The sequence below is a fragment of the Citrobacter sp. CK189 genome, assembly GCF_030333505.1.
Taxonomy (GTDB): Bacteria; Pseudomonadota; Gammaproteobacteria; order Enterobacterales; family Enterobacteriaceae; genus Citrobacter_B; species Citrobacter_B koseri.
Genome location: NZ_JAOWFV010000039.1, coordinates 301,089 through 327,986, shown reverse-complemented (window position 1 = coordinate 327,986; position 26,898 = coordinate 301,089). Strand labels below are relative to the sequence as shown.

Sequence of the window (26,898 nt, the reverse complement as noted above, 5' to 3'; positions counted from 1 at the left end):
CGGGTGAAGATGTAGGCCGGATAAGGCCTTGAGCCGCCATCCGGCAAATTGCCTGATGGCGCTGCGCTGATCAGGCCTACAGGGTTAGGGCGATAAGCGCAGCCACCTTCACCGATTAATACTGATTAAACATCGTCTGGATCTGTTGCGGATCTTTGGTTTGCGTCAGCGCCAGTTGCAACAGCACGCGCGCTTTTTGCGGGTTCAACGAACCGGAAGCGACAAACCCGTATTTCGCGTCATCGACTTCAGCATCCTGCGTGGTGGCGCCAGTCGGTACACGAGAAGAACGCACGACAACCGTGCCTTTATGCGCAGCAGTCGCCAGCGTATCGAAAACCGTTTTGTACAGGTTGCCGTTACCCACGCCCGCGCTCACAATCCCTTCGTACCCCGCATCCACCAGCGCTTTCGCCGGCAGATCGGACGCATTCGCGTAGTTATAAATAATCCCGACTTTCGGCAGTTCAGTCAGCTTAGAAACGTCAAACGGCGTGGAAGTGGTGTGCTTGCGCGCTGGCGTACGCTGATAATCGATGTTACCGTTGTGAATGTAGCCCAGCGGCCCGTAATTCACAGACTTGAAGGTGGCGACATCGGTGGTATTAGTCTTGGTGACGTCACGGCCGTCCAGCACAGTGTCGTTCATCACCACCAGTACGCCGCGATTCGCGGACGCTTTATCCGCCGCAGTGACCACGGCGTTATAGAGGTTGAACGGGCCGTCGGCGCTCATTGACGTGGACGGACGCATCGCCCCGACCAGCACTACCGGTTTATTACACTTGACGGTCAGGTCGAGGAAATAAGCCGTCTCTTCCATCGTATCGGTACCGTGGGTGATCACGAAGCCGTCGGTGTTATCGCAGTCGGTGTTGATTTTCTTCGCCAGCGTTAACCAGACTTCATCGTTCATATCCTGCGAACCGATATTGACGACCTGCTCACCTTTTACAACTGCGATATCCTTTAACTGAGGCACCGCGTCCACCAGGCTTTCGACGCCAACTTTACCCGCCGTATAATTTGATTTTGTCGCGGAGTCACCGCCACCGGCAATGGTTCCCCCGGTCGCCAGAATAGTGACATTCGGCAAAGCCAGCGCCGCGCCGCTGCAACCCATTACCAGAGCGGCGAGTACCGTTTTCCTGAAAAACTCCATGTTATTTCTCCAGTTACGTGAATTTGACGCATTATCCCAATGTCGAAGATGAATAATGTGACGTCTTCCAATTAACCAGATAAATATCTTTTTACGTTTGTGGTTTTTAGAGATGGATATCAAAACGGCGGGGTATGACAACATAAAACGGCACAGCAGGCGCTGTGCCATAGACAAGAGTTTTATTTCAGGCTGCTCACCAGCGCTTTGCGGCTGTCTTCCAGCGTCACAACGCGACTGCACACATCTTTGCCGAACTGCTGGAAGTCTTTTTCCTGATTCTTCCATTCGTTCTGAATCGACGTTTGCAGACCACCGAGGCTACCCAGCACGCCCTGCAACGGATTACCGCCGCCTTTAAGCACCGCTTTCGCGCCCATTTCGTTAATGCTGTCCTGCAAAATGCCGCCCATCGCCTGATTCACCAGTTGCTGGCCGTCGGCGCGCACCTGATCAATCGCCTTGTAGTGGAAGGTCAGGCCGTCAGTACGATGCTCAATGATGCGGTTCATCTGCTCTTTCAGTTGCGCATCAAGTTTGGTCAATCGACCACGCATATTGCTGCTTTCGCCCACTTCCTGCGCGATGATTTTATCCAGCGCCACGCGGCCTTTCTCGACGCGGCTTCTGGCGCCCTCATCGATCCACGGCAGCGCGCTGCGCAATTCCGCCTGGTAATCTTTCGCCTGTTCGCGCTGCGCGGCGCTAAGGGTGTACTGTTTGCCGTTAAACATCACATTGCCGTCCGGCGCGATCACCAGGTTGCCGTTTTCACCTTTTACCTGAACCGTTTGCGGGCTGAGAATCACATCGTCACGCGGAGTGACGCTGCATTGATAATCTGCGTGTGCGGCCATCGCCGTCAACGAAAGAACTGCCGCCAGCAGCGTTTTGCGCATCATAACTTTCCCTCAAGACAAATCGGGCCAGCAAATGCTGGCCCCGTATGCTTTATTAGTCCCACCAAACGTCGAAAAGTTCGCTGGTGCGCACGTCTTCAAGTTTGTGTTCTTCCAGCCACTTACGCACAATCGCCTGATGTTCTTCGGTGCATTTGCCGATTTCCTGCATGCAGATCAGCCCTTCCCAAGACAGATAACCGCTGCCGTCAAACGCCAGTTTATTTGGCTCAATAACGTCATTGATAAAGTCATCGACAATTTTATCAACCTGCTCTTCAGAAGTGCCTTCCGGGAAACGCCATGCAACCGAAAACCCTAATTCCTGGAATTCGTCGATATGCATTTTTTTACGCAGACGACGACTACGGTTCTTTGCCATTATTTCACCCTCTCGAACATTAAGTCCCATACGCCGTGGCCAAGACGATGACCACGTTGTTCAAATTTGGTTACCGGGCGCGATTCCGGGCGCGGTACATAATCGTTACTCTCTGACAGGTTTTTGTACCCGTCGATGGAGGACATCACTTCCAGCATATGCTCCGCATAGGCTTCCCAGTCGGTCGCCATATGGAACACACCGCCCAGCTTCAGTTTGCTTTTCACCAGTTCGGCAAACGGAACCTGAACGATACGGCGTTTATTATGACGCGCTTTATGCCACGGGTCAGGGAAAAAGAGCTGAACCATCGATAAAGAATTGTCAGGAATCATTTTATGCAGCACTTCAACCGCGTCATGACACATCACACGCAGGTTCCCGACGCCTTCTTCGTGCGCAGACGCCAGACATGCGCCGACGCCAGGCGAATGCACTTCAATACCGAGGAAATTTTGTTCCGGGCGGGCTTTCGCCATCGCCACCAGCGAGGCGCCCATACCAAAACCAATCTCAAGCGTAACCGGCGCGTCGCGGCCAAACAGCGTGGCGAAATCCACCGGTTCTTCGCTGAATTCAACGCCCATCACCGGCCAGTAGTTTTCCAGCGCGTGTTCCTGCCCTTTCGTCAGTCGCCCCTGGCGACGAACAAAGCTACGAATTCGGCGCAACGGGCGGCCGTTTTCATCAAATTCCGGTGAAATGACGTCGTTCTTCATAAAAGTTAAGTCTGCTTGTGATTGAGTTCCGAAAACGGGCATTATCCAAAGTTAGTTGCCGGATGCAAGTAAAGGAAGAGAGTGATCACAGGAAAGTTCCGGTTTACACCTCGTTGCCTCTGTGCTGCAATCTTGCCCCCAGCAATTTTAAAGCGGTGACCATGCAAGCGTCTCAATTTTCGGCTCAGGTTTTGGGCTGGTACGATAAATACGGGCGGAAAACCCTGCCCTGGCAAATTGACAAGACGCCCTACAAAGTATGGCTCTCGGAAGTGATGTTGCAACAGACGCAGGTTGCGACAGTTATCCCCTATTTCGAACGTTTTATGTCGCACTTTCCAACGGTGACGGATTTAGCCAACGCGCCGCTGGATGAGGTTCTGCATTTGTGGACGGGCCTCGGCTACTACGCCCGCGCGCGCAATCTGCATAAGGCGGCGCAACAGGTGGCGACGCTGCACGGCGGCCGGTTCCCGGAAACGTTCGACGAGGTCGCCGCCCTGCCCGGCGTAGGCCGCTCCACCGCCGGCGCGGTTCTCTCGCTCTCTTTGGATAAACATTTTCCGATTCTCGACGGCAATGTTAAACGCGTGCTGGCACGCTGCTATGCTGTCAGCGGCTGGCCGGGGAAAAAAGAGGTTGAGAAACGGCTGTGGGATCTGAGCGAACAGGTTACGCCTGCCAACGGCGTGGCGCGTTTTAACCAGGCGATGATGGATTTAGGCGCTATGGTGTGTACGCGCTCCAGGCCGAAATGTTCGCTGTGTCCGCTCCAGAATGGCTGCGTTGCCGCCGCGAACGAGAGCTGGTCGCTGTACCCCGGCAAGAAGCCAAAACAGACGCTGCCGGAGCGTACAGGCTATTTTTTGCTGTTGCAGCATAATGACGAGGTGTTTCTGGCGCAGCGTCCGCCGAGCGGCTTATGGGGCGGATTATACTGTTTTCCTCAGTTTGAGGATGAAGATGGCTTGCGTCAGTGGCTGGCGCAACGGCATATTCAGACCGATAATCTCAGTCAACTTAATGCTTTTCGCCACACGTTTAGCCATTTCCACTTAGATATTGTGCCTATGTGGCTTCCCGTGTCTTCATTCACCGTGTGCATGGATGAAGGCAACGCGCTCTGGTATAACTTAGCGCAACCGCCGTCGGTCGGACTGGCGGCCCCCGTGGAGCGTTTGTTACAGCAGTTACGTACCGGCGCGCCGGTTTGAGCACCCCGGTCGATAAAGAGGATTTTTTATGAGCAGAACCATTTTTTGTACTTTCCTGCAACGTGAAGCGGAAGGCCAGGATTTTCAGCTGTACCCGGGCGAACTGGGGAAACGCATCTACAACGAGATCTCTAAAGAAGCGTGGGCGCAGTGGCAGCATAAGCAAACCATGCTGATCAACGAAAAGAAACTCAACATGATGAACGTCGAGCACCGCAAACTGCTGGAGCAGGAGATGATCAACTTCCTGTTTGAAGGGAAAGACGTGCATATTGAAGGCTATACGCCGGAAGAGAAAAAATAAGCATCTCTTGCTGGCAATCTCGTAGGCCGGATAAGGTGCTTGCACCGCCATCCGGCAAAACGATACAACAACAAACACAACACGCACTCCCGGAATGATGAAAAAATTTTTCGCGCTTGCTCTTGTTGCGCCGTTGCTCATCTCCTGCTCCAGTTCGACCAAAAAAGGCGATACCTATAACGAAGCCTGGGTCAAGGATACCAACGGTTTTGATATTCTGATGGGGCAGTTTGCCCATAACATTGAGAATCTGTGGGGGTTCAAGGAAGTGTTGATCGCGGGTCCGAAGGACTACGTGAAGTACACTGACCAGTATCAGACCCGCAGCCATATCAACTTTGACGACGGTACCATCACCGTCGAAACCATTGCCGGAACAGAGCCCGCCGCGCACCTGCGTCGCGCGATCATCAAGACGCTGTTAATGGGCGACGATCCCGGTTCGGTCGACCTCTACTCGGACGTCGATGATATTCAGATCTCCAGAGAGCCGTTCCTGTATGGTCAGGTGGTCGATAATACCGGGCAACCCATTCGCTGGGAGGGACGCGCAACCAACTTCGCTGACTATCTGCTGAAAACGCGTCTTAAGAGTCGCAGTAACGGTCTGCGCATCATCTACAGCGTGACGATCAATCTGGTGCCGAACCACCTGGATAAACGTGCGCATAAATATGTTGGCATGGTTCGCCAGGCCGCACGCAAATACGGCGTCGATGAGTCGCTGATTCTGGCGATTATGCAAACCGAGTCCTCTTTCAACCCGTATGCGGTCAGCCGGTCCGACGCGCTGGGGCTGATGCAGGTGGTACAGCACACCGCCGGGAAGGACGTATTCCGTTCACAGGGGAAATCGGGCACGCCAGGCCGCAGTTTCCTGTTCGATCCTGCCAGCAACATTGATACAGGCACCGCTTATCTGGCGATGCTCAACAATGTCTATTTAGGCGGCATTGATAATCCGACATCGCGTCGTTACGCGGTGATCACCGCTTATAACGGCGGTGCAGGCAGCGTGTTGCGCGTTTTCTCTAACGATAAGGTTCAGGCGGCAAACATTATCAACAGTATGTCCCCGGGCGATGTGTACCAGACATTAACCACGCGACATCCTTCTGCGGAATCGCGTCGCTATCTGTATAAGGTCAATGCCACCCAGAAATCCTATCGTCGGAAGTAATCTCGCCGTTCCCGCCCCCGATCGCACTGGGGCGGGAAGGCCGAAAAGTGTTAACTCCATCACTCTTTTGCTTTGCAATTAGAAATTGTTTGCAAATATTTGTCACAGGTAACAAAAAATACCCTTTCTTCATTGATAGAATCACATCATATTGCAACGGCAAATGTGCCTTTTAAAACATCCATCCGCTATATGGTGTGAGGAAATTAACATGAATCTTAAGCTGCAGCTGAAAGTCCTCTCCTTTCTGCAGTTCTGCCTGTGGGGAAGCTGGCTTACCACCCTCGGCTCATATATGTTTGTCACCCTTAAATTCGACGGTGCATCCATCGGTGCTGTGTATAGCTCGCTGGGGATTGCCGCCGTCTTTATGCCCACGCTGTTAGGGATTGTGGCCGACAAATGGTTGAGTGCGAAATGGGTATACGCCATTTGCCACGTCGTTGGCGCTGCAACATTGTTCATGGCTGCCGAAGTGACCACGCCAGGCGCCATGTTCTTTGTGATCTTGCTTAACTCGCTGGCCTATATGCCAACGTTAGGGTTGATCAACACCATCTCCTACTACCGCCTGCAATCCGCAGGGATGGACATCGTCACCGACTTCCCGCCTATTCGTATCTGGGGCACCATCGGCTTTATTATGGCGATGTGGGGCGTAAGCTTCTCTGGCTTTGAACTGAGCCATATGCAGCTGTACATCGGCGCGGCGCTTTCCGTCATTCTGGTACTGTTTACGCTTACGCTGCCGCACATTCCGGTTGCCAGACAGCAGAAGAACCAGAGCTGGACTTCAATGCTGGGGCTGGATGCTTTCGCGCTGTTCAAAAACAAACGCATGGCGATTTTCTTTATCTTCTCCATGATGCTGGGCGCCGAGCTGCAAATTACCAATATGTTCGGTAACACCTTCCTGCACAGCTTTGATAAAGATCCGCTGTTCGCCAGCAGCTTTATCGTGCAGCATGCCTCGGTCATGATGTCGATTTCGCAGATTTCCGAGACGCTGTTCATTCTGACCATTCCGTTCTTCTTAAGCCGTTACGGTATTAAGAACGTCATGCTGATCAGTATTGTGGCCTGGATGCTGCGCTTTGGCCTGTTCGCTTATGGCGACCCAACGCCGTTCGGTACCGTGCTGCTGGTTCTGTCGATGATTGTTTACGGCTGCGCCTTCGACTTCTTCAACATCTCCGGTTCGGTGTTTGTGGAAAAAGAGGTACGCCCTGAAATCCGCGCCAGTGCGCAGGGCATGTTCCTGATGATGACTAACGGCTTCGGTTGTATCCTTGGCGGCGTCGTGAGCGGTAAAGTGGTGGAACACTACACCCTGAACGGCATTACCGACTGGCAGACCGTGTGGCTGATTTTCGCAGGCTACTCTCTGGTTCTGGCCTTTGCGTTCGTGGCACTGTTTAAATACAAACACGTTCGCGTTCCGGCAGGCGCGCAGACTATCGCGCATTAATCTTTACGCCGGATGGCGCTAATGCTTATCCGGCCTACAAGGGAGTCGCCCCGTAGGCCGGATAACGCGAACTTATTTCAGCACATAGCCATACAGCCGTTTAATCCCATCGGCATCAGTTTCGCTGTAAACTCCCTGCAACTCAGGCGAGAAACCGGGTAGCAGGTTGACGCCCTCTTCCAGCGCCAGGAAGTAGCGCTGTACCGCCCCACCCCAGACTTCGCCCGGCACGACGCACAGCACGCCCGGAGGATATGGCAGCGCGCCTTCTGCCGCGATACGCCCTTCAGCGTCACGAATACGCACTAACTCAACATCGCCGCGAATAAAAGCGCTATTGGCATCCTGCGGATTCATCGCCACCGCAGGCAGGCTCTCTTTGCGGAACATCGCTTTTTGCAGATCTTTCACGTCAAAACTGACGTACAGATCGTGCATCTCCTGGCATAACTGGCGCAGGGTGTAGTCGCGGTAACGTACCGGATATTTGTTAAAGATGGTCGGCAGCACATCCGCCAGCGGCGTGTCGTCTTCGATATGTTGTTCGAACTGGGCCAGCATCGCCACCAGTTGCGCCATTTTTGCTTCGCTTTCGGCAGGCGTCAGCAGGAACAAAATCGAGTTGAGATCGCATTTTTCCGGCACGATGCCGTTCTCACGCAGATAGTGCGCCAGAATGGTGGCCGGGATACCAAAGTCGGTATAGCGCCCGGTTTCAGCATCAATACCCGGCGTGGTCAACAGCAGTTTGCACGGATCGACAAAATACTGATCCTCCGCATAGCCTGCAAAGCCATGCCATTTCGCCCCGGGTTCAAAGCTGAAGAAGCGTCGATCGCTGGCAATCAGTGCCGTTGGATGCTCCTGCCACGGCTTACCCTCCACAAGCGGCGGAATGAATGGCTGAAGCAGTTTGCAGCGGGCGAGTATCGCCTTGCGCGCCTCAATGCCCAGCGCCACGCACTCTGCCCACAGGCGGCGACCGCTCTCCCCTTCATGGATTTTGGCATTGACATCCAGCGCGGCAAACAGCGGGTAGAACGGACTGGTGGAAGCATGCAGCATAAAGGCGTTATTCAGGCGCTTGTGCGGGCAAAAACGCGCCTGACCGCGAATGTGGTTGTCCTTTTTGTGAATCTGCGAGGTTTGCGAGAAACCAGCCTGCTGCTTGTGTACCGACTGCGTAACAAAAATTCCCGGATCGTTTTCGTTCAGCGCCAGCAGCAGCGGCGAGCCGTCCGCCATCATCGGAATAAATTGCTCATACCCGACCCAGGCGGAGTCAAACAGGATGTAATCACACAGACTGCCGATTTTGTCGATGACCTGACGGGCGTTGTAGATCGTGCCGTCATACGTCCCCAGTTGAATGACGGCCAGACGAAACGGGCGCGGCCGATCGGCTTTCTGCGGGGCGACCTCACGGATCTGCTCACGCAGGTATGCCTCGTCAAAACAGTGCTCATCAATGCCGCCGATAAAACCAAACGGGTTGCGCGCGGCTTCGAGATAGACCGGCGTGGCGCCCGCCTGAATCAACGCCCCGTGGTGGTTTGATTTATGGTTGTTACGATCGAACAACACCAGATCGCCGCGCGTCAGCAGCGCGTTGGTCACAACCTTATTCGCCGCCGAGGTGCCATTCAGCACGAAATACGTTTTATCCGCATGAAAGACTTTCGCTGCAAACTTCTGCGCATGCTTGGCCGATCCCTCATGAATGAGCAGATCCCCCAGCTTTACGTCGGCGTTGCACATATCCGCCCGAAAGAGGTTTTCGCCGAAGAAGTCATAAAAATGCCGACCGGCCGGGTGTTTTCTGAAAAACTCACCGTGCTGATGGCCCGGGCAGGCAAAAGTGCTGTTACCCATATCGACATACTGGGTCAGCGTGTCATAAAACGGCGGCAGCAGATTCTCTTCATAACGGCAGGCGGCCGACTCCAGTTCCAGCCAGTCCTGCGCGTTGCCGCTTATCACCGCCTCAACACCGGCAGGCGCATCAACATGATCGTCAGAGAGAATAAACACCGGCAACTGAAAACCGGTGCGTTTAAGCAATGCCAGGATGCCGCTGCGACTATCCGCAACGGTAATGACGACTGCCGCGACATCAGTAAAGTCAGTGCCGTCCAGCGCCACCACATGGCGGTGGGTAGACAGGCGGGAGACCAGTTCACCACTGGCGGCAATATTCATTGATTTCATAAGCGCAAAAACCCGTTTCGGGAGAATAGAAGTCCCGGGCAAGGTAACATTACCCTGCCCCACGAAATGTTGGGTCAAACTGGTCACCAGCTCCGACCGCCAGACATCAGTAAAAGCAGACAGCCTCTGATCTTACTGTTGTCCCGCAGTGAGCGTGCGCTGCCCTCACCGCATGGTGAGAGAATGAAGGGAGATCAAAGAAAGGGGCAATCGTCGCGCAGAAAGGCGAAGTTGAAGGCGATGTAAGGGTAATATGGTCATCCCAGGCAGCCCCGTACAAACAGGAGAAAATTCGCGCAATCATGGCACCTTTCCCCTGGGGGCGCAAGATCAAATCCCGGACATACGCGCCATCAACAAACGCGCATAATACGTGATATTCAGGGCATAATAATGCAATCAGATAAAACAAATAGCAGGAGCGACTGTGGTAATCGGGCCTTTTATTAACGCCAGCGCCGTTTTAGCTGGAGGCGTGCTTGGCGCGCTTCTCAGCCAGCGTTTACCGGAACGGATTCGTGTCTCAATGACCTCTATTTTCGGGCTGGCATCGCTGGGGATCGGTATTTTACTGGTCATAAAATGCGCTAATCTTCCGGTAATGGTTCTGGCGACAATCATCGGCGCGCTTATCGGCGAGTTTTGTTACCTGGAAAAAGGCATCAACACGGCGGTGACGAAAGCGCAGCAACTGATTAAGAAACCGGGGAAGAAAGCCGTCCACGACACCTTTATTCAGAACTATGTCGCCATTATTGTTCTTTTTTGCGCCAGCGGAACCGGCATTTTCGGCGCGATGCATGAAGGCATGACCGGCGACCCGAGCATTCTCATCGCAAAATCGTTTCTCGATTTCTTCACGGCCATGATCTTCGCCTGCTCGCTGGGAGTCGCCGTCGCCGTTATTTCCGCCCCTATGTTGGTTATCCAGCTATTGCTCGCCACCTGCGCAGCCTTAATTTTACCGCTCACCACCCCGGCGATGATGGCAGATTTCAGTGCCGTAGGCGGATTACTGCTGCTGGCGACCGGTCTACGTATTTGCGGAATCAAGATGTTTGCGGTGGTCAATATGCTCCCCGCCCTGCTCCTGGCGATGCCGCTTTCCGCCGCGTGGACCGCGTTTTTTGCTTGAAAATGCGTGCAATACCAACAATCTGGTGATAGATTGTGCAGTCTGCATGGATTTGAAGAAATTTCGTTGACGAAACGAAGCGAATCGGTTTTAATGCGCCCCGTTGCCCGGATAGCTCAGTCGGTAGAGCAGGGGATTGAAAATCCCCGTGTCCTTGGTTCGATTCCGAGTCCGGGCACCACTTTCTTGCTTGTTTTGCGCGTTTCTATGAATCTCTATATGTAGCGGGTTCAATAAGTTAGCGGAAAACTCTTCCCAGCGGATATCTATTTATCTGTCTGTATCTGGGGCTTTTGGTGGTCAACCTGGTTCGATAAAGGAATGCCCCCCAAATGGCATTAACCGATAAACAAGTCCGCAGTGCAAAACCCTCTGATAAACCCTACAAGCTCGTTAACACGCTCGATTTGTATCTTCCCGGTTCCCTTATCTGGTATCTCAAATATCGTTTTGAGGGAAAAGAATCAAGAGTGCCACTCGGTTCTTATCCCGAAACCTCACCCGCCCTTGCCCGCGAAAAACGCAATGCCACTAAACGGATACTAAAATCAGGTTTAAATCCTTCACAACAGTGTCGGTCTGAAAAAATCATTGTTGATGAATCTCTGACGTTTCAGTATATCGCCACCCTGTGGCATACCGATTGCCTGAGACTTGTAGTGGCTCAGTAATTCCGGACACCTCAATAGCCTGTTAATTGTAACAACAGTAAATTGAGGTAAGCGAATAATGACCCAACGTAAACAAACCAAACGCCGTTTTTCTCCCGAATTTAAGCTCGAAGCGATTGAACAGGTTGTTAAATATCAACAGTCTGCTGTTGAGGTCGCTCATACTCTTGAACCAGACCCCAGCCAATTACGTAAATGGATACGTCAGTATTAGGCCGAAGTGAGTGACGTGACGCCGGATAATCCTGCTCTGACGTCCGAGCAACGTGAAATCCAGTCACTGAGGGCGCGAATTAAGAGACCAGAAATGGAAAAAGAAATACTAAAGCAGGCAGCCGTGTTGATGAGCGAAATACCCGTCAAATCTATACATTAATCACACGGCTGAAAGCAAAATGGCCGGTGATTGAGTTGTGTCGTCTGCTGAAAATAACGCGTAGCGTTTACTATGCATCGCTAAAGCGGTCGGTCGATATAAGCCGACTGCATCTGAGAAGCCGTTTGCGGGAGTTACATCAACAGAGCCGGGGGTCAGCCGGAAATCGAACTCTGAGTCTGCTAATGCGTCGCTCCGGTTATAACGTGGGACGTTGGCTGGCTCGTAGGTTGATGCAAGAATGTGGTCTGGAGAGCCGCCAACCAGGGAAACATCGCTACCGAAACGTCGGGGAAGAAACATCTGCCTCCCCGAACTTGCTGAAACGGCAGTTCACACCGACGCAAGCAAATCGGGTCTGGAGTTGCGATATCAGGACGTAGATACCGAGTATTGAGGTGCGCTTTTGTGCGCGGGCATCTGTCACCAGTACAACCGTGTTATAGTCAATATTCAGCGTCTGGCTGCTCAGGTCGGTCAGTTCATCCTGAATATGCTCCTGTGAGAATCCCGTTGTCGGGCCATTAAACGATATCAGCGCCATCACGAAAATATCATCAAATAACGGCAGGTTACGTTCAACGGGCGATGGTAATTCCTGGCAGGCTTTATCCCAGAATTTTTCTGGTACTGGAACGAAGAGTCAGCATTTTTACAGTTTCATTTTTCGAACACCCTTTATTGATACTCTGAAAGACGGATATTTCCACCGTTGGCGATAATATAAAACAGCTCTCCCGGACGCTGGGTGATCTGCGGTGGATGTTCCAGCCCACGATGGCGAATCGACTCTTTAATTTCATCGTAATTCGGATTACAGGTAATACGAGGATTTAAATCAAATGCCCACAGTTGATCCAGTGCAACAGGCATGAGTATGCCCTGATCAATGTTCATCATTATGATCCTGAATAAGTCAGTGAGTAACAGAAAGACGGTCAGCGACTGTTTATTTTCGCATTAATCTAACCATCAATCTCCGATTCAAGCCAGACCACACTGGCAGGCCCAATCCTGACGGATTTGAGGAAATGTCCCGTTTTCATGTAGGCGTAAACCTGAGAACGCTTGAGACCGATTTTATCCAGAACCTGTCGCAATCGCAGGAATCGATGAGAAACCAATCAGAAATAAACAGAAAATATCAAATTAGATCATTTCATTTGATTCATGAATATAAAAACAATTCTCCTAAAATTATCAACAACAGGATATAGTCATAACAACAACCAGAGCTTTATAATTACATCCACATCTAACATCCATTTTCAGGAAAATATATGAAAATCTGTTCAATGATATGTTTATGCGCCGCAATATTTTTATTGAGTGCCTGTATCCATTCCCCAATTGATGCAAATAAAAAATCCCTACCCAGAACGGAGAGTGGCATCAGTAAAAATACTCCCAATCAGTTAACAGATAAAGATATCTTCGGCAACGAGACCACGCTTGCCGTTTCAGAAGAAGATATCCAGGCCGCACTGGATGGTGAGAAATTCAGCGTCCCGCTGAACTCTGCCGTCATTCTGGTCCAGTCTGGCAATCGTGCACCAGAAATGATCATGCAGCAGGAAATGAATCGCTATTATCGGATATCAACATTTTCAGGTATCCCCGACAGGCAAAAAGCTATTTCTTGTAATAAGGTGAAAAACGAAGAAGGAGAAGCCGTCAACAGCGAAAATATGAATTATATGCAAGCCCTACGTTATATTGCGGCAAAAGGACAACAAAAGGCGATCATTGTTTACTGGGATACGCTACAACTGGGGAAGTATAATACTGCGACAAAAACCACTATCTGGTCGGATTTCCGAAACGAAACGTTGTCTGATTCAGTCTCGTTGCGCTACCTGGTGCGTTTCGCCCTCGTGGATGTGGCGACGGGCGAATGGGCAACCTGGTCTCCTGTTAACTACGAAGATAATATTCTCCAGCCACTCACCGGAAAAACACCGATCACAGAACAGCAGATCGCTCAGTTAAAGCAAAAAACCTTTGCCACAGTGATTAAAGACCTGGCAAACCGCTATCAGTAATTAACACCTTCACTTCGCCTGCCGCCAATAATTTGTGGCGGCAAAATTTCCTGTTCTCTGAGCCATCTCTTTTTCCAGACCAGAAGCCATGCCAGCGTCCACTCCACAAATGGGCACGAACTTGCCGCCCACTCACAGCACTGACCGTAGCATCATCGAATGCCGCTCCGTATCCTCACCGACAGTCCAGTACCGAGGCCATTCGCCGGAAGAAGTCTGAATCCCTTTTTAGTTTTCACCAGTTTTGGGCGAGTCGGGTACGTACCAGGTTGACACTCACTGTCAATATGCATCCCTGGGGGTCTCACATAGATACACCATTCAGGAATGGCGCAGAAAGATATCCACAGGGGTGCTTCAGACAAGGGCGTGTCGGTCAGTGTGTTTAATACTAACCGATGCAGGGTATAAATCCCTTTGCTGTAGCGCCAAGCTCCCGGTACCGAAAATTTCTGTAGTTCCTGCCAGAGTTCATGCGTGAAGGAAATATCCGGTTTGTCCATAAACAGCAGCATCCAGTATTTTATGGGTAAAAAACACCAGTGCGGCCAGTCAGGGATGTCTTTCCCCCTCAGTAATCTTACTTTTTCAATGTTTGCTGCGACATTAAGATATTTTTTGCAGAAAATATCAGAAATCAAGACTGGATCATTCTTATAATAAACCACAATTATCTCCTGTGTTTACGCTACCCGTTCAGATAAACAGGAGTAATCATGATAAATGCCTTCGATCCAGTAATTGTTACCTGATTCTTGCGTCAACATTGTCAGAAGAGAGCGTTTACGTTTCTGGAAGAGGAGAAAGAGTACCATCTTCAGGATCATTAATATCCGACTTCATCTTATGTGTTTTTTTACCCACGGAGACACTGAATAATCTGGGTTGTGTTTGTGGATCGCCCGAGCAACTTCCACCGTGTTTTTCAACGACATTAACTACATCCACACCCGATTCATTGTCTGGTATATAAAGGTAATCCGTACATTCCGGAGATACAAGAAGCTTTTTCTCTTCAAGCGTCTTCTTGACCAGTTGCATAATCGGTGGTAACTCGGCTGAAAATGCATTTGCAGTTAAAGCCATATAGCTAAGCAATGTTATAAATATAGACTTTTTCATTTTCACTCCAACATACTAAAGTAATGCAGTGGATTAATATAACACATGGATACTCCCCCCCCCCCACACAGTATCATAATCTTTTATTCCGGTAGTTCTAATAATGTTAACTATGTTCTTTTCATAAGCAGGATTTGTGGCATACCCTGCTTTAGCAATCTCATGTATAAATTCTCAGGATCATTCGGATAAGAAAATGCAGCTGCATAACGCTTGTTAACACTAAGGAATCGACCATAATCATCAGCTGATTGCTCTAAAGAATCGTAAGAGCGAAAACTGTCCTTAATCTTTACTGATTGTCATCATAATTTTCATGTGTTGTAAATGTTATTGACTTACCTTCCGGAGATTTTCCTTTCACACCAAAATATGCTCCGCCTTTCGCCTTACGTCCCCAGCCTGATTCAAATGCGCCTTGAGCAATAGTCACCTCTATCGGAACTCCCCAGTTACGTTTAACATTAATGGCCGCAGGTAATGCCCTGTTTATCCATTCAGATTTAATTGCCGGTAAGGGCAATGACACTCGCTGTGCTAATTGTTGAAGCTGATTGCTATCCGGTACTACCACGGCCTGCTTCTGATGAGTTGAAGCACTATGATAAGCCACAGCATTCGCCTGATTTAACCTTCTGAAGGTTGGACCATGCAGGTTAACGATGGCATCAGCGTGAGGCAAATGAACGAAGTTTGTCTGAAAGTAAACTAACCTGGAAAATGTCTTAGGCCCCCATAACCCGTCTTCTTTCAGCGATTCCATCTTATCGTCACGAATAGCTCTGTCAGTAGCATCTGAATTTTTTTGACGTCACCAATATTATTTGGCTGACTAACACCCACCGCCCTGCTAATTCTCAATTTCATACGATACGACCTCCTTTGCATTTTCAATTATTCACGCTAAAAAAGTCGCGCCTCCCACAGACTGTACGCACTGGTTCCGGCAATACAGTGTTCCTGGGTAATACTTTCATAGGTCAGTGATACTGACTCTTCCGGTTGCCCCTCGCTGTTGGTGATTGTGTGTGGCACATTATGTGCAATACTGGCGATGTGGGCGTTAATCAGCTTCACTTTGTAATACAGTTCATTAATGCCGAAGCGGTTGGTACGGTAATACTCAAAGTCACAGGTCAGACACTCATTTTCGCTGATGGCTTTAGTCAGTAATGGGGAGGACTTGTCCACCGGCTTCTGGATCACCAGCGTCTGATGATTGACGTTCTGTGCACGAGTCAGTCCGTGGGACAACCCCAGCACCATAATCTGATCCATATGCATAATCTGCGCTTTGTTGCCAATAGAGGCCATAGAAGAGCAGCCAGCGGAGATCAGTCCCTGAAGATCTCCGTTCAGCGTCAGATAAACCGGATTTGCCATGATAAACTCCTTTGATTTCGTCGTTATTTTTCGGATTTGGTTTCAGTTGTCGTTTCCGGCATTCCGCCGTTTTTCAACAGCAGCCAACGGCTTAACACGCCATCCAGCCGTTCATTAATCTGTTTTTCCAACGCCTCAGTATTCTGTCCCTGTGCACGGGCGTCCTGGTACTGCGTCAGCAGGGATTCCAGCGGTGTTTCTTGCCCCAGCCCCCGCTCTGCCTGCCAGATAACATTCTTTATATAGGAAAGTGTCAGCCCCTCTTTCTCGCGCTGCATCACCAGGTCCGCAAAGGCATGTAAATTCTGGCGGGTCTGGAGCCAGCCGCGCAGTTGTGGACTGCCCTGTGCGCGGGTTCTCAGCGTTTCATTCCATTTCGCACTCGCCTGCTGTTGTTGCAGGCTCTCCGGCCAGCGGCTGTCGGCGGTACGGGCCATCTGCATACCCGTCTCCAGCAACTGCAATGGCGGGGTATCAGGAAGCTGTTGCAGCCGTTGCCCGTAACTGTCCAGGTCAGGTGATGTCAGCCAGACCGTTGCCGCGCCCTGTGCCGTATCCCTGACCTGTGCCAGTTGCCGCTGCATCGGGTACACCTGCCACCACCAGAGAGCGACGGCGATAACCGCGGTCACGATGAATCCCGCCATAAAACCTTTTACCAGGCTGCCCTGACTGGCGATACCGCCATTATCCGCCAGACCACGGACTTTCACCCGCATCTCCGGCAGCTCAGGGAGTGGAGAGACAGTCTCAGTGGCCGTGGGCGCGGTACTTTCCGGGGCATAGACCAGTGTTCTGACGGCGGTCTGTGTGGCGGCACTTGCATGATTCCGGGGTTGCGGCTCCAGCCGTTTGCGCGTGTTCTGCACAAAATACAGCAGGTTCTCCACGCGCGGCTGGCGCCTCAGCTCCACTTGCTGGAGCTTGTCACAGATAAGCTGTAAGGCCCGCTCGGTGCGGTACAGCAGCGGCAGGTCGTTTTCCGCAAAGGATGTCTGCTGACGCAGGATATTTCCGGTACGGGTGTTGAGCCAGTCCAGCATCTCGGTGCGTGCAGGCCCACCCTGCGGCCAGAATATGCCCCATTCATGGGTAATCATTGCCGCCAGCAGTTCGGCTCCTTCACAAAAACCGGCCAGCCCCTGCGTGCGGGTACGCGCCAGGGTGTAGTAGGTAGCCGTGTGCAAATCCACACCGTTGGCCTTAAAAATGGTCAGCGCCAGCGATTCCACCAGCCTCCAGTTCATTTCCGGCTGCGACGGGTGGCTGGCCTTGTTGATTTCCTCGCGAACAGCAATGAACTCCGGCAGATTGCGCGGATCGCTGCCTGTCACGATAGTTTGGGTCAGTATATCGTTGCTCATCCCGCCTCCTCAGTACAGCGTATCCGACAGCCGGAACTGGCTGAACAGCCCGCCGCTGAACGGATTGTCTTCGGTATCAGCGTGTATCCGGTAGACCATCGCGCCGCCGTCCACATTAAAGCGCACGCTGAACGTTCCCTCGTCCACGCTGGTTAACTGACCAGCCCCAAACAGGCGGAACTGCGCCCACGGCCCACTGAAGCTGATACTGCGTGGAGCACCACCGCTGACACCAACCAGCGTCAGTTTGCTTTCATTGCCCTCGCGCATGTTGTTCGGCCAGACCAGGTGCGCGGTGTAGTTACGCCCCTGACTGTAATCGACTAACTGACCGTCGAGGTTCAGTACGCTGCGGCGTTTGTTCCCGGAAAGCGAAACGGTCTCCACCGCAAATGAGGTACCCAGCCCGTTCTGTTTGCTGAAGAAGATGTCGCGGATTTTTTGCGCCGTCTCAAGCTGGTTACGGATATCCTCACGAATAATCACGGCGTTATAGCCGTCTTCCAGACTCAGGTCGTTTTCCATAAACAGTTTCAGGTTCTGCTGATAAAAGGTATCCAGCACGCCATCCGGTTTAAAGAATCTTTCAAAAGCGTCCAGCGACGCATCCTGTGATGAACGCGGATTAAATGGATAATTGCCAGCCAGCTGTTCATTGAACGGTTTCACCACACTGTCGCGCCAGTCAATTTCCATATAGTGCACCGCTTCCACCATCACCACATGCCAGGCCTGATCCGCCAGCTTGCCTACCCAGCGGTTAAGCGGCGCGGGCAGGGTTTTCGCCATTTGTCGCGTGGCAAATATAGGGTCACTGCTGTTCTGGTCAAGACGGAGCTGGACGGCTTTCAGCGCCGATTTCCCCGGCACCGGCGCATTCTGGATAGCCAGCAGGTAGCGGTGCAGTTCCGTTAACTGCTGATATACCGCCTGAAAGGTATTTTCCCTGTTATTCTGTACCTCCAGCGTGCTGTTTTCCGGCGCAAACTCATGGCCGAGACGCGTCAGCAAGCGGTAATCCGGCTCTGCCTGTGCGTCTTCACGCTCTTTATCAGAAAGTTTTTCAGAGAGAACCGCAGGCTGCGTGTTATCCCGCAGCGCCGTCAGCGCCCGCTGTAACGGCTGATCGCCGCTGATAATCTGCTCCAGTGCGCCGGTCAGTTGCGCAATGGACTCATAGTCACGCACGTTAAGGTTGTCCATTCCCGCCCGCCAGGTGGCGGTGTAGTCGCTGAGATACTGTTCGGTCAGCTGACGCTGGATTTCTGCCCGGTCGGCTTCGCTGTATTTCACACTGTGGGTCAGGTTCAGCACCCAGGAATCCATCGCCGTCAGCTCAATCAGCGCATCGCGCTGTTTGACAAAATAACTTTGCAGACCGTAACGGGTGAGGAACTGTGGAACCACCAGTTTGTTATCATCTGAGGAAACGAACACCTGTTCGAATGTCGGTCCAACCTGATCGCGCAGATTCAGATCAGCGGGCAGCACGCCCAGCGCCCGTGTTTTCAGGCTCTGGTATACGCGCTGGTAAACCGGCAGTTTACTCAGTTCATGTTGTGCATCGACGACCGGTTTATCATACGGCGTCCAGCGACTGATGGCGTCACCGTCGCCTGCTGCCCGCTCCGCGTGCCAGTCGGTATGCTTCAGTGCGTAGTCGAGGTGCGACATCAGTTGTGCCTGAATATCCCGCTGGCCGTGGAATTCACCGCTCCAGCGCTTCGCCATATACTGCTTCACCACCTCATCATTACGCCCGCTTTTGTCTTCCAGCATTCTCATGACACGCAGCACCGCAAGCTTTTCTTCGCTTTCCGGCGGGGCGGCATTCATCTCTTTGACCAGACCGTTAAACAGCGCAGGAAGGTAGCGTTGCTCCAGCAGTTGCAGATAAGTTTGTTCCACATACGGGCCGATACGCCTGCCCTGATACAGCCCCATATCGGCGAGGCGGCTGCGGTCATCCCAGTCGCCGTAGGCCAGCGTTGCGTCGCGCACCGGGTTAAGCAGCGGCAGTTGCAGATTACCGTAGTCATCCATCCCCTGTGGGGGAGTGATCGCCATAAACGCTTCTGCCTGTTTCAGCACCTGAACACCGGAGGCGTAGTTGTTATTGTAATAATGGTGCCAGCCGGTGATTAACAACAATGCCGCCACCCCACCCACGACGGAAAAAGCGGTCAGACGGCGACGGCTGCTTATCAGCCAGGCGCGGCTTTCTCCGGCCAGATTCGGCTCGGCCAGCAGTGCCTGTGGAAACAGATTACGGGTAAAGTAAGATGCGGTATCCACCAGCGGCCAGGCGCTCAGCGGACTGCCGTCCAGCCGGTACTGCCTGGCGGCAGACTGCGTAAAAAGATCATCCATCTGACCCCGTTGCAGCGACGAAGTCAGGTATACGCCGCGCAACATCACATCCATATTTTCACCGTCCAGCAGGCCGTCGAGCAGGGCTTTCAGGTCGTCCCGGCTCCCCTGTATCTGGCGGGAAAAACTGAACAGGGAACTGCGCATATGCGTCTGCGTGAGCATCAGATCCGGCATGGCGTGGTTCATTCGCTCACACCATGTCTGCCAGAAAGCATCCAGCTCTGCGCGCCAGTCCTCGTTTTCATGGGCGCGGCGGGTGAAGGTCACGCCCAGAATCGTATCGCGATCTTTTTTATCCAGTGACTGAAACAGGGCGGCAAAGCCGTGTAATAAATCCAGCCGCGTCAGCACCAGGTAAACCGGTAGCTGGCAGTGAAGGTGCTGGCGCACATCCTGCAACCGGCTGCGCAGCGTCTGTAACAGATGTTCGCGGCGGCGTTTGTCAGCCGTCAACAGGTCGGGTAAGTCAAGAGTGATAATGATCCCGTTCAGCGGCTGGCGGGCGCGTTTTTCCACCAGCCAGTCCAGAACGTGCTCCCATAACCGACGGTGCAGGACATCAGCATCCGGCTGTTCGCAGAGTACGCCGTCAACATCAAAAATCACCGCCTGTTTGCCAACATGCGGCGTCAGGTACACACGTTGTTCTGCGCCGCGCACAGTTTCCAGCGTATAAATAACATCGGACGGAAAACCTTCCCGTAACAGTGCGGTTTTACCGCTTCCGGCAGGACCGATGACCATATACCACGGCAGTTGCCACAGGTAACGACGGTTATCGAGATGGCGTTGCAGGCGCAGCAGCCACCTGTCGAGGTAATGCTGTTGCGCATTCAGCTCAACACTTAGCGGGTCCTGCGCTTCCTCACGTTGCTGTTTTTGTTGATTCTCAAACTGTTGCAGGCGTTTCATCACCCGGACGGTAAGCCACCCCAGGGCGATAATTCCCCATGCCGCCGTCGCCAGCCAGCGGTTCGCCAGCGGTTTAAGCCACTGTTCGTCGTACAGTGACCATGTCGGGCCTTTCCACCAGATCCATACCAGCAGCACAATCCATGCCAACACCAGCAACCAAAACGCAGAGACCTTAAACCTTGGCATCGCGGGTCGCAGGACAGATCTCATGCCACTGAATATTCGGGGGGTCGGTAATCTCACAAAAACTCCTGTTATCTCTTACTGTTCTGCCGTGAACTTCTGTTCAAGCTGCTCAAGCAACGATGGCTCCCAGTCTGCCAGCGCCATCCGTAAGCCCGTCGTGAACAATATCCGGTACTGCTGCTGTGCCAGTGTGATCAGTCCGGCCTCTTCCATAAGCTGTGCGCCGGAATACTGCCGATAAAACTGATCGCGGGGGGAGCCTTCGGGCAGCGTATCCAGATACCGTAATGCTGCTTCCAGCCCCTGTTCAGTAAAACAGGCTCTGGCGGTCTGCCATTCCTCACCGGATTGCTGTGCTGATGCGGGCTGGCCGGAGGAAGCGGTGGCGGTAATCCACTGTTTTGTCTGGCTGCTGATAAAGGGCGTATGGTCGTTAAACAGTAGGGTGGAAAGCTGGGGCAGACGGGTAAGAAAGCCACCAGCTTCCTCACGGATAGCCTCTGCCACGGCGATGTAGCCCAGCCGCTGCGCAGCCTGTGCTGAAAGGTAATGACCGTCAAACCAGTAGGGCGCCAGAAGTACGCTTTTCTCTACCTGTTGCCACAACACCATATCGGCATTATTCAGGCGCGCCTGATAATCATCCATCATATCGACAGGGAATGCGGCCAGCGACGTGCGTCCGTTACTTTCAGCCTGCGGCGCGGAGGTAATTGCCAGCCACAGCGCATGGCGGCGCAGACGGTAGCCCAATGGGGCATCCGGCTGGCGTTCACATAAAATGGCGGCGACTTTCAGCAACGTATCGCGCCAGGTTTTGTCGTCATGGCTGTCGATATTCACCACCGGCGCGGAAGCTACCGGTGACGGCGTAGAGGCAGACGCTACAGGCGCGGCAGAAGGCTGCACAGACGTGACGGCAGATTGTGCAGAAACGGGCGTCGCGGCAGGTTCGCTGTCGCGAAACGCCCGCTGGTACAGCGCGGCAATATCGTCCGTTGCCTGCGCCAGTTCGACGGCGTTATTGCTCTGCCAGAGCAGCGCCAGTTTTGCCAACTCGCCCAGGAGCAGATCGCGTTGAGTGGTATTCGTCTGACGGGAAAACTCGCCAGCGCCTGCTTCAAAACGCTTTATGACCTGGGCGGCAAAACGTTTTTTGTGCGTCATACCCGGTGCCGCCACCGTCCAGTAATGCTCCACGTACAGCGCCAGTAAATGCAGCGCCAGCAACGGATCACCGGCATGTTGTAGCGTACGCAGCAGATGGGCCAGCAGGCGAAAATCCTTGCTTTCCGAGGCCAGAAGCACCAGCCCCCGGCGCTGAATTTCCGGGATATCAAGCTGGCTGTGAGCCAGCGAGCCGAGTTTGAGCATTTCGCCGTCGATATATTCCCAGTCAGGATTATCGTCTTTCAGCGCGCAGGCCAGTTTGTCTTCCGGCAGATTTTCCAGCAGGTGCGAAATCCAGATATCCGGATCACGTAAGTTCATAGTGTTACTCTCCTGCCCAGTGGCAGGCGTCGCGCAGCGGCGCGATGGTTTTCGCCAGCCCGTCAATGTTAAAGGTCAGTTTCCCGGCGGCGCTTTCCGTACCGGTGTCGATAGTCAGGGTCTTTGCGCCGAAAAGCTGTTTGATTTCGTCAATGCCGGATAAGCCCCGGCTGGACTCCAGCAGCGTGCCGTTCTCGCGGATAAACCAGCGCGACTGAAAACGTCCGGCGTCGGTGCTCAGCGTGACGGCGATGTCGTCAGGCGTCATGGTATGCGTCAGCGCCACCTGCATCCGGGTGATGTTGTCCACGCAACTGAACATCAGCACCGGACGCGGCGGCACGTTGCCGATGGCGGGCGTGGTGATAATTACCGTTGGCCGCTCTCCACCGCTGCTCTGCGTCATCATCAGTGTGGTGGAATTGTCCGGACGCTGCTTTTCCTGAGTGAAGGCCCGCTTCCAGGCTTCACCTTCATAACGGGCCTTTACCAGCGCGCCATCAAAACCGGATTGCTCCGGTGCCAAGATATGGTCATAGCAGTCGAGACGCTCCAGCGCAGCAGGCTCCCGGCGACAGGCCATCATGGCCCTGAGCGTTGTCTGTGCGTAGGTTTCCGGCACCACAATCCCCGGCAGTACGGCAACCGCCTGTTTCGCAGGTGTTTCCGCCTGTACTGCGCCGGGGAATAATCCCGGCAGCAGCAGCATGATCAAGAGCGTCTGCATTCTGCTCATAGAACGGTTTCGTCCTCTGTTTCCGGTTCTGACTGCATGTTTTCTACAAGGCTGTCATCCGGCGCATCTTCAACGTCAGCGGTAAACGCGCCGTTCGTCACGCCCAGCACGATACGGACAATGGCGACGTTCGCCGCCATTTTCTGCAACAGCAGCAGGGACAGTGGCGGGAGCATCTCGCCATCGATAACCGATTCCAGCATCCGCGCGCCGTTTTCGGCGCGGGTGACACGCTGCATGATTTCGTCGGTCACTTCCGGCTCAATCACCACCTCCGCACTGAAGCGGGCGCGTAGTACGTTGTCCAGCCGCGCCAGCTTCCCGGCAATAATGACGGAGAGCGTTTCACGCGACAGCGGTAGATACGGCACCACTTCCATGCGAGCCAGCAGCGCAGGTTTGAAGAAATCCGCCAGCACCGGGTACAGCGCGTCATGCATGGTTTCCGGGTTATCCGCATGTTCGACAATCACCTGATAACCAAGGTTGGAGGTGAGGAAAAAGACGATGTTTTTACAGTCAATTAGACGGCCTTCGCCATCGGCCATCTCGCCCTTGTCAAACGCCTGGTAGAACAGGTTGAGTACGTCCGGGTGGGCTTTTTCCACTTCGTCGAGCAGCACCACGGAATACGGTTTCTGACGAATCGCTTCGGTCAGCACGCCCCCCTCCCCGTAGCCAACATAGCCCGGCGGCGAACCAATCAGTCGCGAAACGGTGTGTTTCTCCTGGAACTCCGACATATTGATGGTGGTGAGGTACTGACGACCACCGTAGAGCAGCTCAGCCAATTGCAGCACGGTTTCGGTTTTGCCCACACCGCTGGGACCGGCCAGCAGGAACGCGCCGAGCGGCCGCCCCGGACGGCGCAGATCGGCGCGGGCGGTAAGCAGGTGTTTGTGCAGGTGCCCGATCGCCAGATCCTGGCCCTTGATGGTATCGCCCAGCCACTGAGGTAAGTCAGTAATCACTGACATTTCGTTCTGCGACAGGCGATTAAGCGGCACGCCTGTCCATTCGGCAATGACGGCGGCGATTTGCTTTTTATCAACGTGCGGAGAAACCAGCAGTTGCGTATGGTGCAGAATCTCCAGTTCAGCAGTTAGCTGTGCGAGACGGATGGCAGGAGGAATGCCAGGTGTCGCATCCGTCGGTTCTGCAACGGGTTCATCCGTTGATGCGGCGTTATCGTCAGAGTTCGGTAGCGTGATATCTTCACTACTGCTGGCTTCCGTTTCGTCCAGTAGCTCCTTACGCAGCGCAATAATTTCCTGAACCAGCGCCTGCTGCTGGTGCCATGCCGCTTCCAGTTCATCCAGTTCGGCCAGCGTTTCGTCATACTGAACGATAACGTCAGTCAGCCGTGAGGTATCCGACCGCAGGCCGATGCGGATCTCGCGCTCAAGCTGGCGCATTTCCGCCTCGCATTGGTGGCTTAAGGTGGTCAGCGCCGAAATTTGCTTCGGCGGCGACGAGAGGTTAATCGCCACCCGCGCGCAGGCGGTATCCAGCACATCGATGGCTTTATCCGGCAACTGACGACCAGAGAGGTAACGTTCGCTCAACGTCGCCGCGGCCTGTAACGCGTCATCGTCAATCAGCACGCCGTGGGACTGCTCATATACCGCCGACAGGCCGCGCAGGATAATGGTCGCCTCCGCCGCAGTCGGCTCACTCACCTTCACAAGCTGGAAACGGCGTGACAGTGCGGCGTCTTTCTCGAAGTATTTTTTGTACTCGCGCCAGGTGGTGGCGGCGATAGTTTTCAGCTCGCCGCGCGCAAGTGCCGGTTTCAGCAGGCCGGAGATATCCAGTCCGCCCTGCTGGTTACCCGCGCCAATCAGGGTGTGCGCCTCATCGATAAACAGAATGATCGGTTTCGGTGACTGACTCACTTCTGCCATCAGCCCCTTAAAGCGTTTTTCAAACTCGCCCTTCACCGATGCCCCTGCCTGCAATGCGCCGAGATCGAGCGTCATAATGTCGGTGTCGCGCAGTTTGTCCGGCACCTGGCCTGCGACAATGCGCAACGCCAGTCCTTCAATTAGCGCACTCTTACCGACACCCGCTTCGCCGACCACGACCGGGTTGTTTTTGCGGCGGCGACAGAGAATGTCGATCATCAGATCAATTTCATGGTCGCGGCACAGCACCGGATCAAGTTTGCCGTTGCAGGCGTCTGCAGTCATGTTTTTGGCATAACGACCAAGCAGACTGTCGCCGGTATCGGCTGTGGTGCCGACGGTCTGCCCGCCAGCGTCCGGTACGACTGACTCCGCCGACTCGCGCGTCCACTCGCCGAAGTCCTGTTGCAGGCGATCGCGGTTGATACCGGTGAGCAACCTGGCGGCGGCAGACGGGACATAGCGCAGCGGCGAATGCAGCAGAGCCAGCAGCAGTGTTCCACCGCGCAGCTCGCTATGCTGCATCTCGGCAGAGGCCAGCAGCCAGCCCTCTTTCAGCCACTCGACCAGCATCGGCGAAAATGCCGGATAACTGTCTGTCGCTCGCGCCGTCACGTAATTTTCTACCGTCAGCGCCCGGCGAAGCGCATTTGTGTCGATTTCTGCCCGCTCAGCAATCACCCTCACGTCACTGCGCACCGCTGCCAGCATCTGCAACAGCACATGCGCCACGGTGATTTCCGTTGCCTGCTGGCTCATACACTCTGCCGCCGCCGCCTCCAGCGCCTGCCGGGAAAACGGGTTAAGATGCTTAACCAGAGAGGTCAGATTAATCTGGATCATATGTCGTGTCCTTACCTGGCAAGCAGCCGGTTCAGTTGATGCAGAATATCCTGCGTCTGGCTGTCCAACCGCAGTAGATAAAAGAAATAAAACAGCGCCAGCACGACGATACCGCCAGCCAGAACATGCCGGATGGTCAGTCGTTTGATAAGCTGATAGCGTCCACCCTGTGTTTTTTTATCCTGATGCAGCAGTGGAAAAGGCGCATCGCCACGCAGGGTATGCAGAACATGGTGCAGACGGCGGTATATCTGTTCAAATTCACCCTGATCCTGCGCAGCAACCCTGTAGCGTCCGCGAAATCCCAGCGAAAAGCACAGAAATAAAAACTCAAGCAGATCCTGATAGCGCTTTGGCTCGCGGATCAGGCGCTCCAGCAGTATGAATACCTTTTCGCCACCCCAAGCTTCGTTATGGAAATGCACCAGTAACGACTGTTTGATCCATTCATTTTTGTTCGACCAACCGTTACCCAGCGCGGCCTCATCAATAAAGGTGCAGAGAACATAGCGGAACGAAACAATCACGCCCGGCTCGTAGCCCTGCTCCTGCAATAGTTGCTCCACGGCCTGAACGTCCGTCACCACCTGCGCAAAAAGGTGTTCCGGCATACTCTGACTGTTCATCCCGTCCACGCGCATCACCATCCCCAACAGTGGCGTGGCAGCGTCAATCATCGGGTTTATGCTGTTACCACGCAGGGCCAGCCGGTACTGGCGACCGGAAAGGTTTTCGTTCGCGACCTGAGGCGCAGTATTGACCTGTCCCGGCGGGTTCCCTGTGGTCAGACAGTCAATGGGCGAAACGAACGGCTCGCTCAT

The 26,898-nt window shown here is 53.4% G+C and carries 24 protein-coding genes, 1 tRNA gene and 2 pseudogenes; 9 read left to right on the top strand and 18 right to left on the bottom strand.

What is annotated here, in order from left to right:
• Positions 1-115 precede the first annotated feature (115 nt).
• The 4 genes from ansB to trmB all read right to left on the bottom strand — a co-directional run bounded on the left by ansB (position 116) and on the right by trmB (position 3,162).
• A complete protein-coding gene (ansB, locus tag OGV83_RS17240; protein WP_286464151.1) occupies positions 116-1,162 on the bottom strand; it encodes an L-asparaginase 2 in 1,047 nt (348 codons plus the stop codon).
• Between the two features lie 182 nt (positions 1,163-1,344).
• Positions 1,345-2,064 carry a YggN family protein gene (locus tag OGV83_RS17235; protein ID WP_012135073.1) on the bottom strand — a complete coding sequence of 240 codons (720 nt, stop codon included), beginning with the start codon at positions 2,062-2,064 and terminating at the stop codon, positions 1,345-1,347.
• A gap of 52 nt (positions 2,065-2,116) precedes the next feature.
• Complete coding sequence (locus tag OGV83_RS17230; protein WP_012135074.1) at positions 2,117-2,443, bottom strand: YggL family protein; 327 nt, start codon at positions 2,441-2,443, stop codon at positions 2,117-2,119.
• Positions 2,443-3,162 carry a tRNA (guanosine(46)-N7)-methyltransferase TrmB gene (gene trmB, locus OGV83_RS17225; RefSeq protein ID WP_024130937.1) on the bottom strand — a complete coding sequence of 240 codons (720 nt, stop codon included), beginning with the start codon at positions 3,160-3,162 and terminating at the stop codon, positions 2,443-2,445. The genes OGV83_RS17230 and trmB overlap by 1 nt, the downstream gene beginning before the upstream one ends.
• Positions 3,163-3,323: 161 nt before the next feature.
• On the opposite strand from trmB, the gene mutY reads away from it, so the two are divergent.
• The 4 genes from mutY to OGV83_RS17205 all read left to right on the top strand — a co-directional run bounded on the left by mutY (position 3,324) and on the right by OGV83_RS17205 (position 7,328).
• On the top strand, positions 3,324-4,376 hold the full coding sequence (gene mutY, locus OGV83_RS17220) for an A/G-specific adenine glycosylase (RefSeq protein WP_286464149.1): 1,053 nt from the start codon (positions 3,324-3,326) through the stop codon (positions 4,374-4,376).
• Between the two features lie 28 nt (positions 4,377-4,404).
• The gene (locus OGV83_RS17215) at positions 4,405-4,680 is read left to right on the top strand and encodes an oxidative damage protection protein (RefSeq protein WP_012135077.1); all 276 of its coding nucleotides are present in this window, start codon (positions 4,405-4,407) and stop codon (positions 4,678-4,680) included.
• Between the two features lie 97 nt (positions 4,681-4,777).
• Positions 4,778-5,860 carry a membrane-bound lytic murein transglycosylase MltC gene (gene mltC, locus OGV83_RS17210; protein WP_024130939.1) on the top strand — a complete coding sequence of 361 codons (1,083 nt, stop codon included), beginning with the start codon at positions 4,778-4,780 and terminating at the stop codon, positions 5,858-5,860.
• A gap of 211 nt (positions 5,861-6,071) precedes the next feature.
• Positions 6,072-7,328, top strand: coding sequence for a nucleoside permease (locus OGV83_RS17205; RefSeq protein ID WP_049010794.1), 1,257 nt, complete (start codon positions 6,072-6,074; stop codon positions 7,326-7,328).
• 72 nt (positions 7,329-7,400) lie between these two features.
• Here OGV83_RS17205 and OGV83_RS17200 read toward each other — a convergent pair whose 3' ends face one another.
• Positions 7,401-9,536, bottom strand: a complete 2,136-nt coding sequence (locus OGV83_RS17200; protein WP_286464148.1) for an ornithine decarboxylase — start codon at positions 9,534-9,536, stop codon at positions 7,401-7,403.
• A gap of 427 nt (positions 9,537-9,963) precedes the next feature.
• Here OGV83_RS17200 and OGV83_RS17195 point away from each other — a divergent pair, with 427 nt between their 5' ends.
• From OGV83_RS17195 to OGV83_RS17180, 4 genes and pseudogenes are all read left to right on the top strand, one after another.
• A complete protein-coding gene (locus tag OGV83_RS17195) occupies positions 9,964-10,671 on the top strand; it encodes a DUF554 domain-containing protein (RefSeq protein WP_012135082.1) in 708 nt (235 codons plus the stop codon).
• A 105-nt stretch (positions 10,672-10,776) separates the two neighbouring features.
• Positions 10,777-10,852: transfer RNA gene (locus tag OGV83_RS17190), tRNA-Phe, on the top strand.
• Between the two features lie 151 nt (positions 10,853-11,003).
• A complete protein-coding gene (locus OGV83_RS17185; RefSeq protein ID WP_024130940.1) occupies positions 11,004-11,342 on the top strand; it encodes an Arm DNA-binding domain-containing protein in 339 nt (112 codons plus the stop codon).
• Between the two features lie 58 nt (positions 11,343-11,400).
• A pseudogene (locus OGV83_RS17180) lies at positions 11,401-12,092 on the top strand (transposase); the annotation flags it as partial.
• Here the strand turns inward: OGV83_RS17180 and OGV83_RS17175 are convergent.
• The 3 genes from OGV83_RS17175 to OGV83_RS17165 all read right to left on the bottom strand — a co-directional run bounded on the left by OGV83_RS17175 (position 11,996) and on the right by OGV83_RS17165 (position 12,842).
• Entirely contained in the window at positions 11,996-12,265 is a 270-nt protein-coding gene (locus OGV83_RS17175) for a hypothetical protein (protein WP_286464302.1), read from the bottom strand. The pseudogene OGV83_RS17180 and the gene OGV83_RS17175 overlap by 97 nt on opposite strands.
• Positions 12,266-12,396: 131 nt before the next feature.
• Positions 12,397-12,618, bottom strand: coding sequence for a hypothetical protein (locus tag OGV83_RS17170; protein WP_012135085.1), 222 nt, complete (start codon positions 12,616-12,618; stop codon positions 12,397-12,399).
• Positions 12,619-12,683: 65 nt separating this feature from the next.
• Positions 12,684-12,842, bottom strand: a complete 159-nt coding sequence (locus OGV83_RS17165; protein ID WP_072271835.1) for an AlpA family phage regulatory protein — start codon at positions 12,840-12,842, stop codon at positions 12,684-12,686.
• Between the two features lie 156 nt (positions 12,843-12,998).
• On the opposite strand from OGV83_RS17165, the gene OGV83_RS17160 reads away from it, so the two are divergent.
• Positions 12,999-13,760 carry a lipoprotein YafT gene (locus tag OGV83_RS17160; protein ID WP_286460154.1) on the top strand — a complete coding sequence of 254 codons (762 nt, stop codon included), beginning with the start codon at positions 12,999-13,001 and terminating at the stop codon, positions 13,758-13,760.
• A gap of 152 nt (positions 13,761-13,912) precedes the next feature.
• Here the strand turns inward: OGV83_RS17160 and OGV83_RS17155 are convergent, their stop codons facing one another.
• The 10 genes and pseudogenes from OGV83_RS17155 to icmH all read right to left on the bottom strand — a co-directional run bounded on the left by OGV83_RS17155 (position 13,913) and on the right by icmH (position 26,898).
• Complete coding sequence (locus OGV83_RS17155; protein WP_286460152.1) at positions 13,913-14,428, bottom strand: hypothetical protein; 516 nt, start codon at positions 14,426-14,428, stop codon at positions 13,913-13,915.
• Positions 14,429-14,543: 115 nt separating this feature from the next.
• A complete protein-coding gene (locus tag OGV83_RS17150) occupies positions 14,544-14,882 on the bottom strand; it encodes a hypothetical protein (RefSeq protein ID WP_286464145.1) in 339 nt (112 codons plus the stop codon).
• 292 nt (positions 14,883-15,174) lie between these two features.
• The gene (locus OGV83_RS17145; RefSeq protein WP_227657305.1) at positions 15,175-15,645 is read right to left on the bottom strand and encodes a glucosaminidase domain-containing protein; all 471 of its coding nucleotides are present in this window, start codon (positions 15,643-15,645) and stop codon (positions 15,175-15,177) included.
• Positions 15,646-15,785: 140 nt separating this feature from the next.
• On the bottom strand, positions 15,786-16,265 hold the full coding sequence (locus OGV83_RS17140) for an Hcp family type VI secretion system effector (RefSeq protein ID WP_286464143.1): 480 nt from the start codon (positions 16,263-16,265) through the stop codon (positions 15,786-15,788).
• A pseudogene (locus OGV83_RS17135) lies at positions 16,249-17,629 on the bottom strand (VasL domain-containing protein); the annotation flags it as partial. The pseudogene OGV83_RS17135 and the gene OGV83_RS17140, both read right to left, overlap by 17 nt.
• Positions 17,630-17,638: 9 nt before the next feature.
• Positions 17,639-21,127, bottom strand: coding sequence for a type VI secretion system membrane subunit TssM (gene tssM / locus OGV83_RS17130; protein ID WP_464224286.1), 3,489 nt, complete (start codon positions 21,125-21,127; stop codon positions 17,639-17,641).
• 51 nt (positions 21,128-21,178) lie between these two features.
• Entirely contained in the window at positions 21,179-22,594 is a 1,416-nt protein-coding gene (gene tssA, locus OGV83_RS17125; protein WP_200029747.1) for a type VI secretion system protein TssA, read from the bottom strand.
• Between the two features lie 4 nt (positions 22,595-22,598).
• On the bottom strand, positions 22,599-23,330 hold the full coding sequence (vasI, locus tag OGV83_RS17120; RefSeq protein WP_134769068.1) for a type VI secretion system-associated protein VasI: 732 nt from the start codon (positions 23,328-23,330) through the stop codon (positions 22,599-22,601).
• The gene (gene tssH / locus OGV83_RS17115) at positions 23,327-26,077 is read right to left on the bottom strand and encodes a type VI secretion system ATPase TssH (RefSeq protein WP_286460149.1); all 2,751 of its coding nucleotides are present in this window, start codon (positions 26,075-26,077) and stop codon (positions 23,327-23,329) included. The genes vasI and tssH overlap by 4 nt, the downstream gene beginning before the upstream one ends.
• A gap of 11 nt (positions 26,078-26,088) precedes the next feature.
• Positions 26,089-26,898, bottom strand: coding sequence for a type IVB secretion system protein IcmH/DotU (icmH, locus tag OGV83_RS17110; RefSeq protein ID WP_227657306.1), 810 nt, complete (start codon positions 26,896-26,898; stop codon positions 26,089-26,091).

Bases quoted from the DNA above. Each gene is read 5' to 3' on its own strand.
- ansB (WP_286464151.1), bottom strand. From the start codon at position 1,162: ATGGAGTTTTTCAGGAAAACGGTACTCGCCGCTCTGGTAATGGGTTGC.
- OGV83_RS17235 (WP_012135073.1), bottom strand. From the start codon at position 2,064: ATGATGCGCAAAACGCTGCTGGCGGCAGTTCTTTCGTTGACGGCGATG.
- OGV83_RS17230 (WP_012135074.1), bottom strand. From the start codon at position 2,443: ATGGCAAAGAACCGTAGTCGTCGTCTGCGTAAAAAAATGCATATCGAC.
- trmB (WP_024130937.1), bottom strand. From the start codon at position 3,162: ATGAAGAACGACGTCATTTCACCGGAATTTGATGAAAACGGCCGCCCG.
- mutY (WP_286464149.1), top strand. From the start codon at position 3,324: ATGCAAGCGTCTCAATTTTCGGCTCAGGTTTTGGGCTGGTACGATAAA.
- OGV83_RS17215 (WP_012135077.1), top strand. From the start codon at position 4,405: ATGAGCAGAACCATTTTTTGTACTTTCCTGCAACGTGAAGCGGAAGGC.
- mltC (WP_024130939.1), top strand. From the start codon at position 4,778: ATGAAAAAATTTTTCGCGCTTGCTCTTGTTGCGCCGTTGCTCATCTCC.
- OGV83_RS17205 (WP_049010794.1), top strand. From the start codon at position 6,072: ATGAATCTTAAGCTGCAGCTGAAAGTCCTCTCCTTTCTGCAGTTCTGC.
- OGV83_RS17200 (WP_286464148.1), bottom strand. From the start codon at position 9,536: ATGAAATCAATGAATATTGCCGCCAGTGGTGAACTGGTCTCCCGCCTG.
- OGV83_RS17185 (WP_024130940.1), top strand. From the start codon at position 11,004: ATGGCATTAACCGATAAACAAGTCCGCAGTGCAAAACCCTCTGATAAA.
- OGV83_RS17170 (WP_012135085.1), bottom strand. From the start codon at position 12,618: ATGATGAACATTGATCAGGGCATACTCATGCCTGTTGCACTGGATCAA.
- OGV83_RS17160 (WP_286460154.1), top strand. From the start codon at position 12,999: ATGAAAATCTGTTCAATGATATGTTTATGCGCCGCAATATTTTTATTG.
- OGV83_RS17150 (WP_286464145.1), bottom strand. From the start codon at position 14,882: ATGAAAAAGTCTATATTTATAACATTGCTTAGCTATATGGCTTTAACT.
- OGV83_RS17145 (WP_227657305.1), bottom strand. From the start codon at position 15,645: ATGGAATCGCTGAAAGAAGACGGGTTATGGGGGCCTAAGACATTTTCC.
- OGV83_RS17140 (WP_286464143.1), bottom strand. From the start codon at position 16,265: ATGGCAAATCCGGTTTATCTGACGCTGAACGGAGATCTTCAGGGACTG.
- tssM (WP_464224286.1), bottom strand. From the start codon at position 21,127: ATGAGATCTGTCCTGCGACCCGCGATGCCAAGGTTTAAGGTCTCTGCG.
- tssA (WP_200029747.1), bottom strand. From the start codon at position 22,594: ATGAACTTACGTGATCCGGATATCTGGATTTCGCACCTGCTGGAAAAT.
- vasI (WP_134769068.1), bottom strand. From the start codon at position 23,330: ATGAGCAGAATGCAGACGCTCTTGATCATGCTGCTGCTGCCGGGATTA.
- tssH (WP_286460149.1), bottom strand. From the start codon at position 26,077: ATGATCCAGATTAATCTGACCTCTCTGGTTAAGCATCTTAACCCGTTT.
- icmH (WP_227657306.1), bottom strand. From the start codon at position 26,898: ATGAGCGAGCCGTTCGTTTCGCCCATTGACTGTCTGACCACAGGGAAC.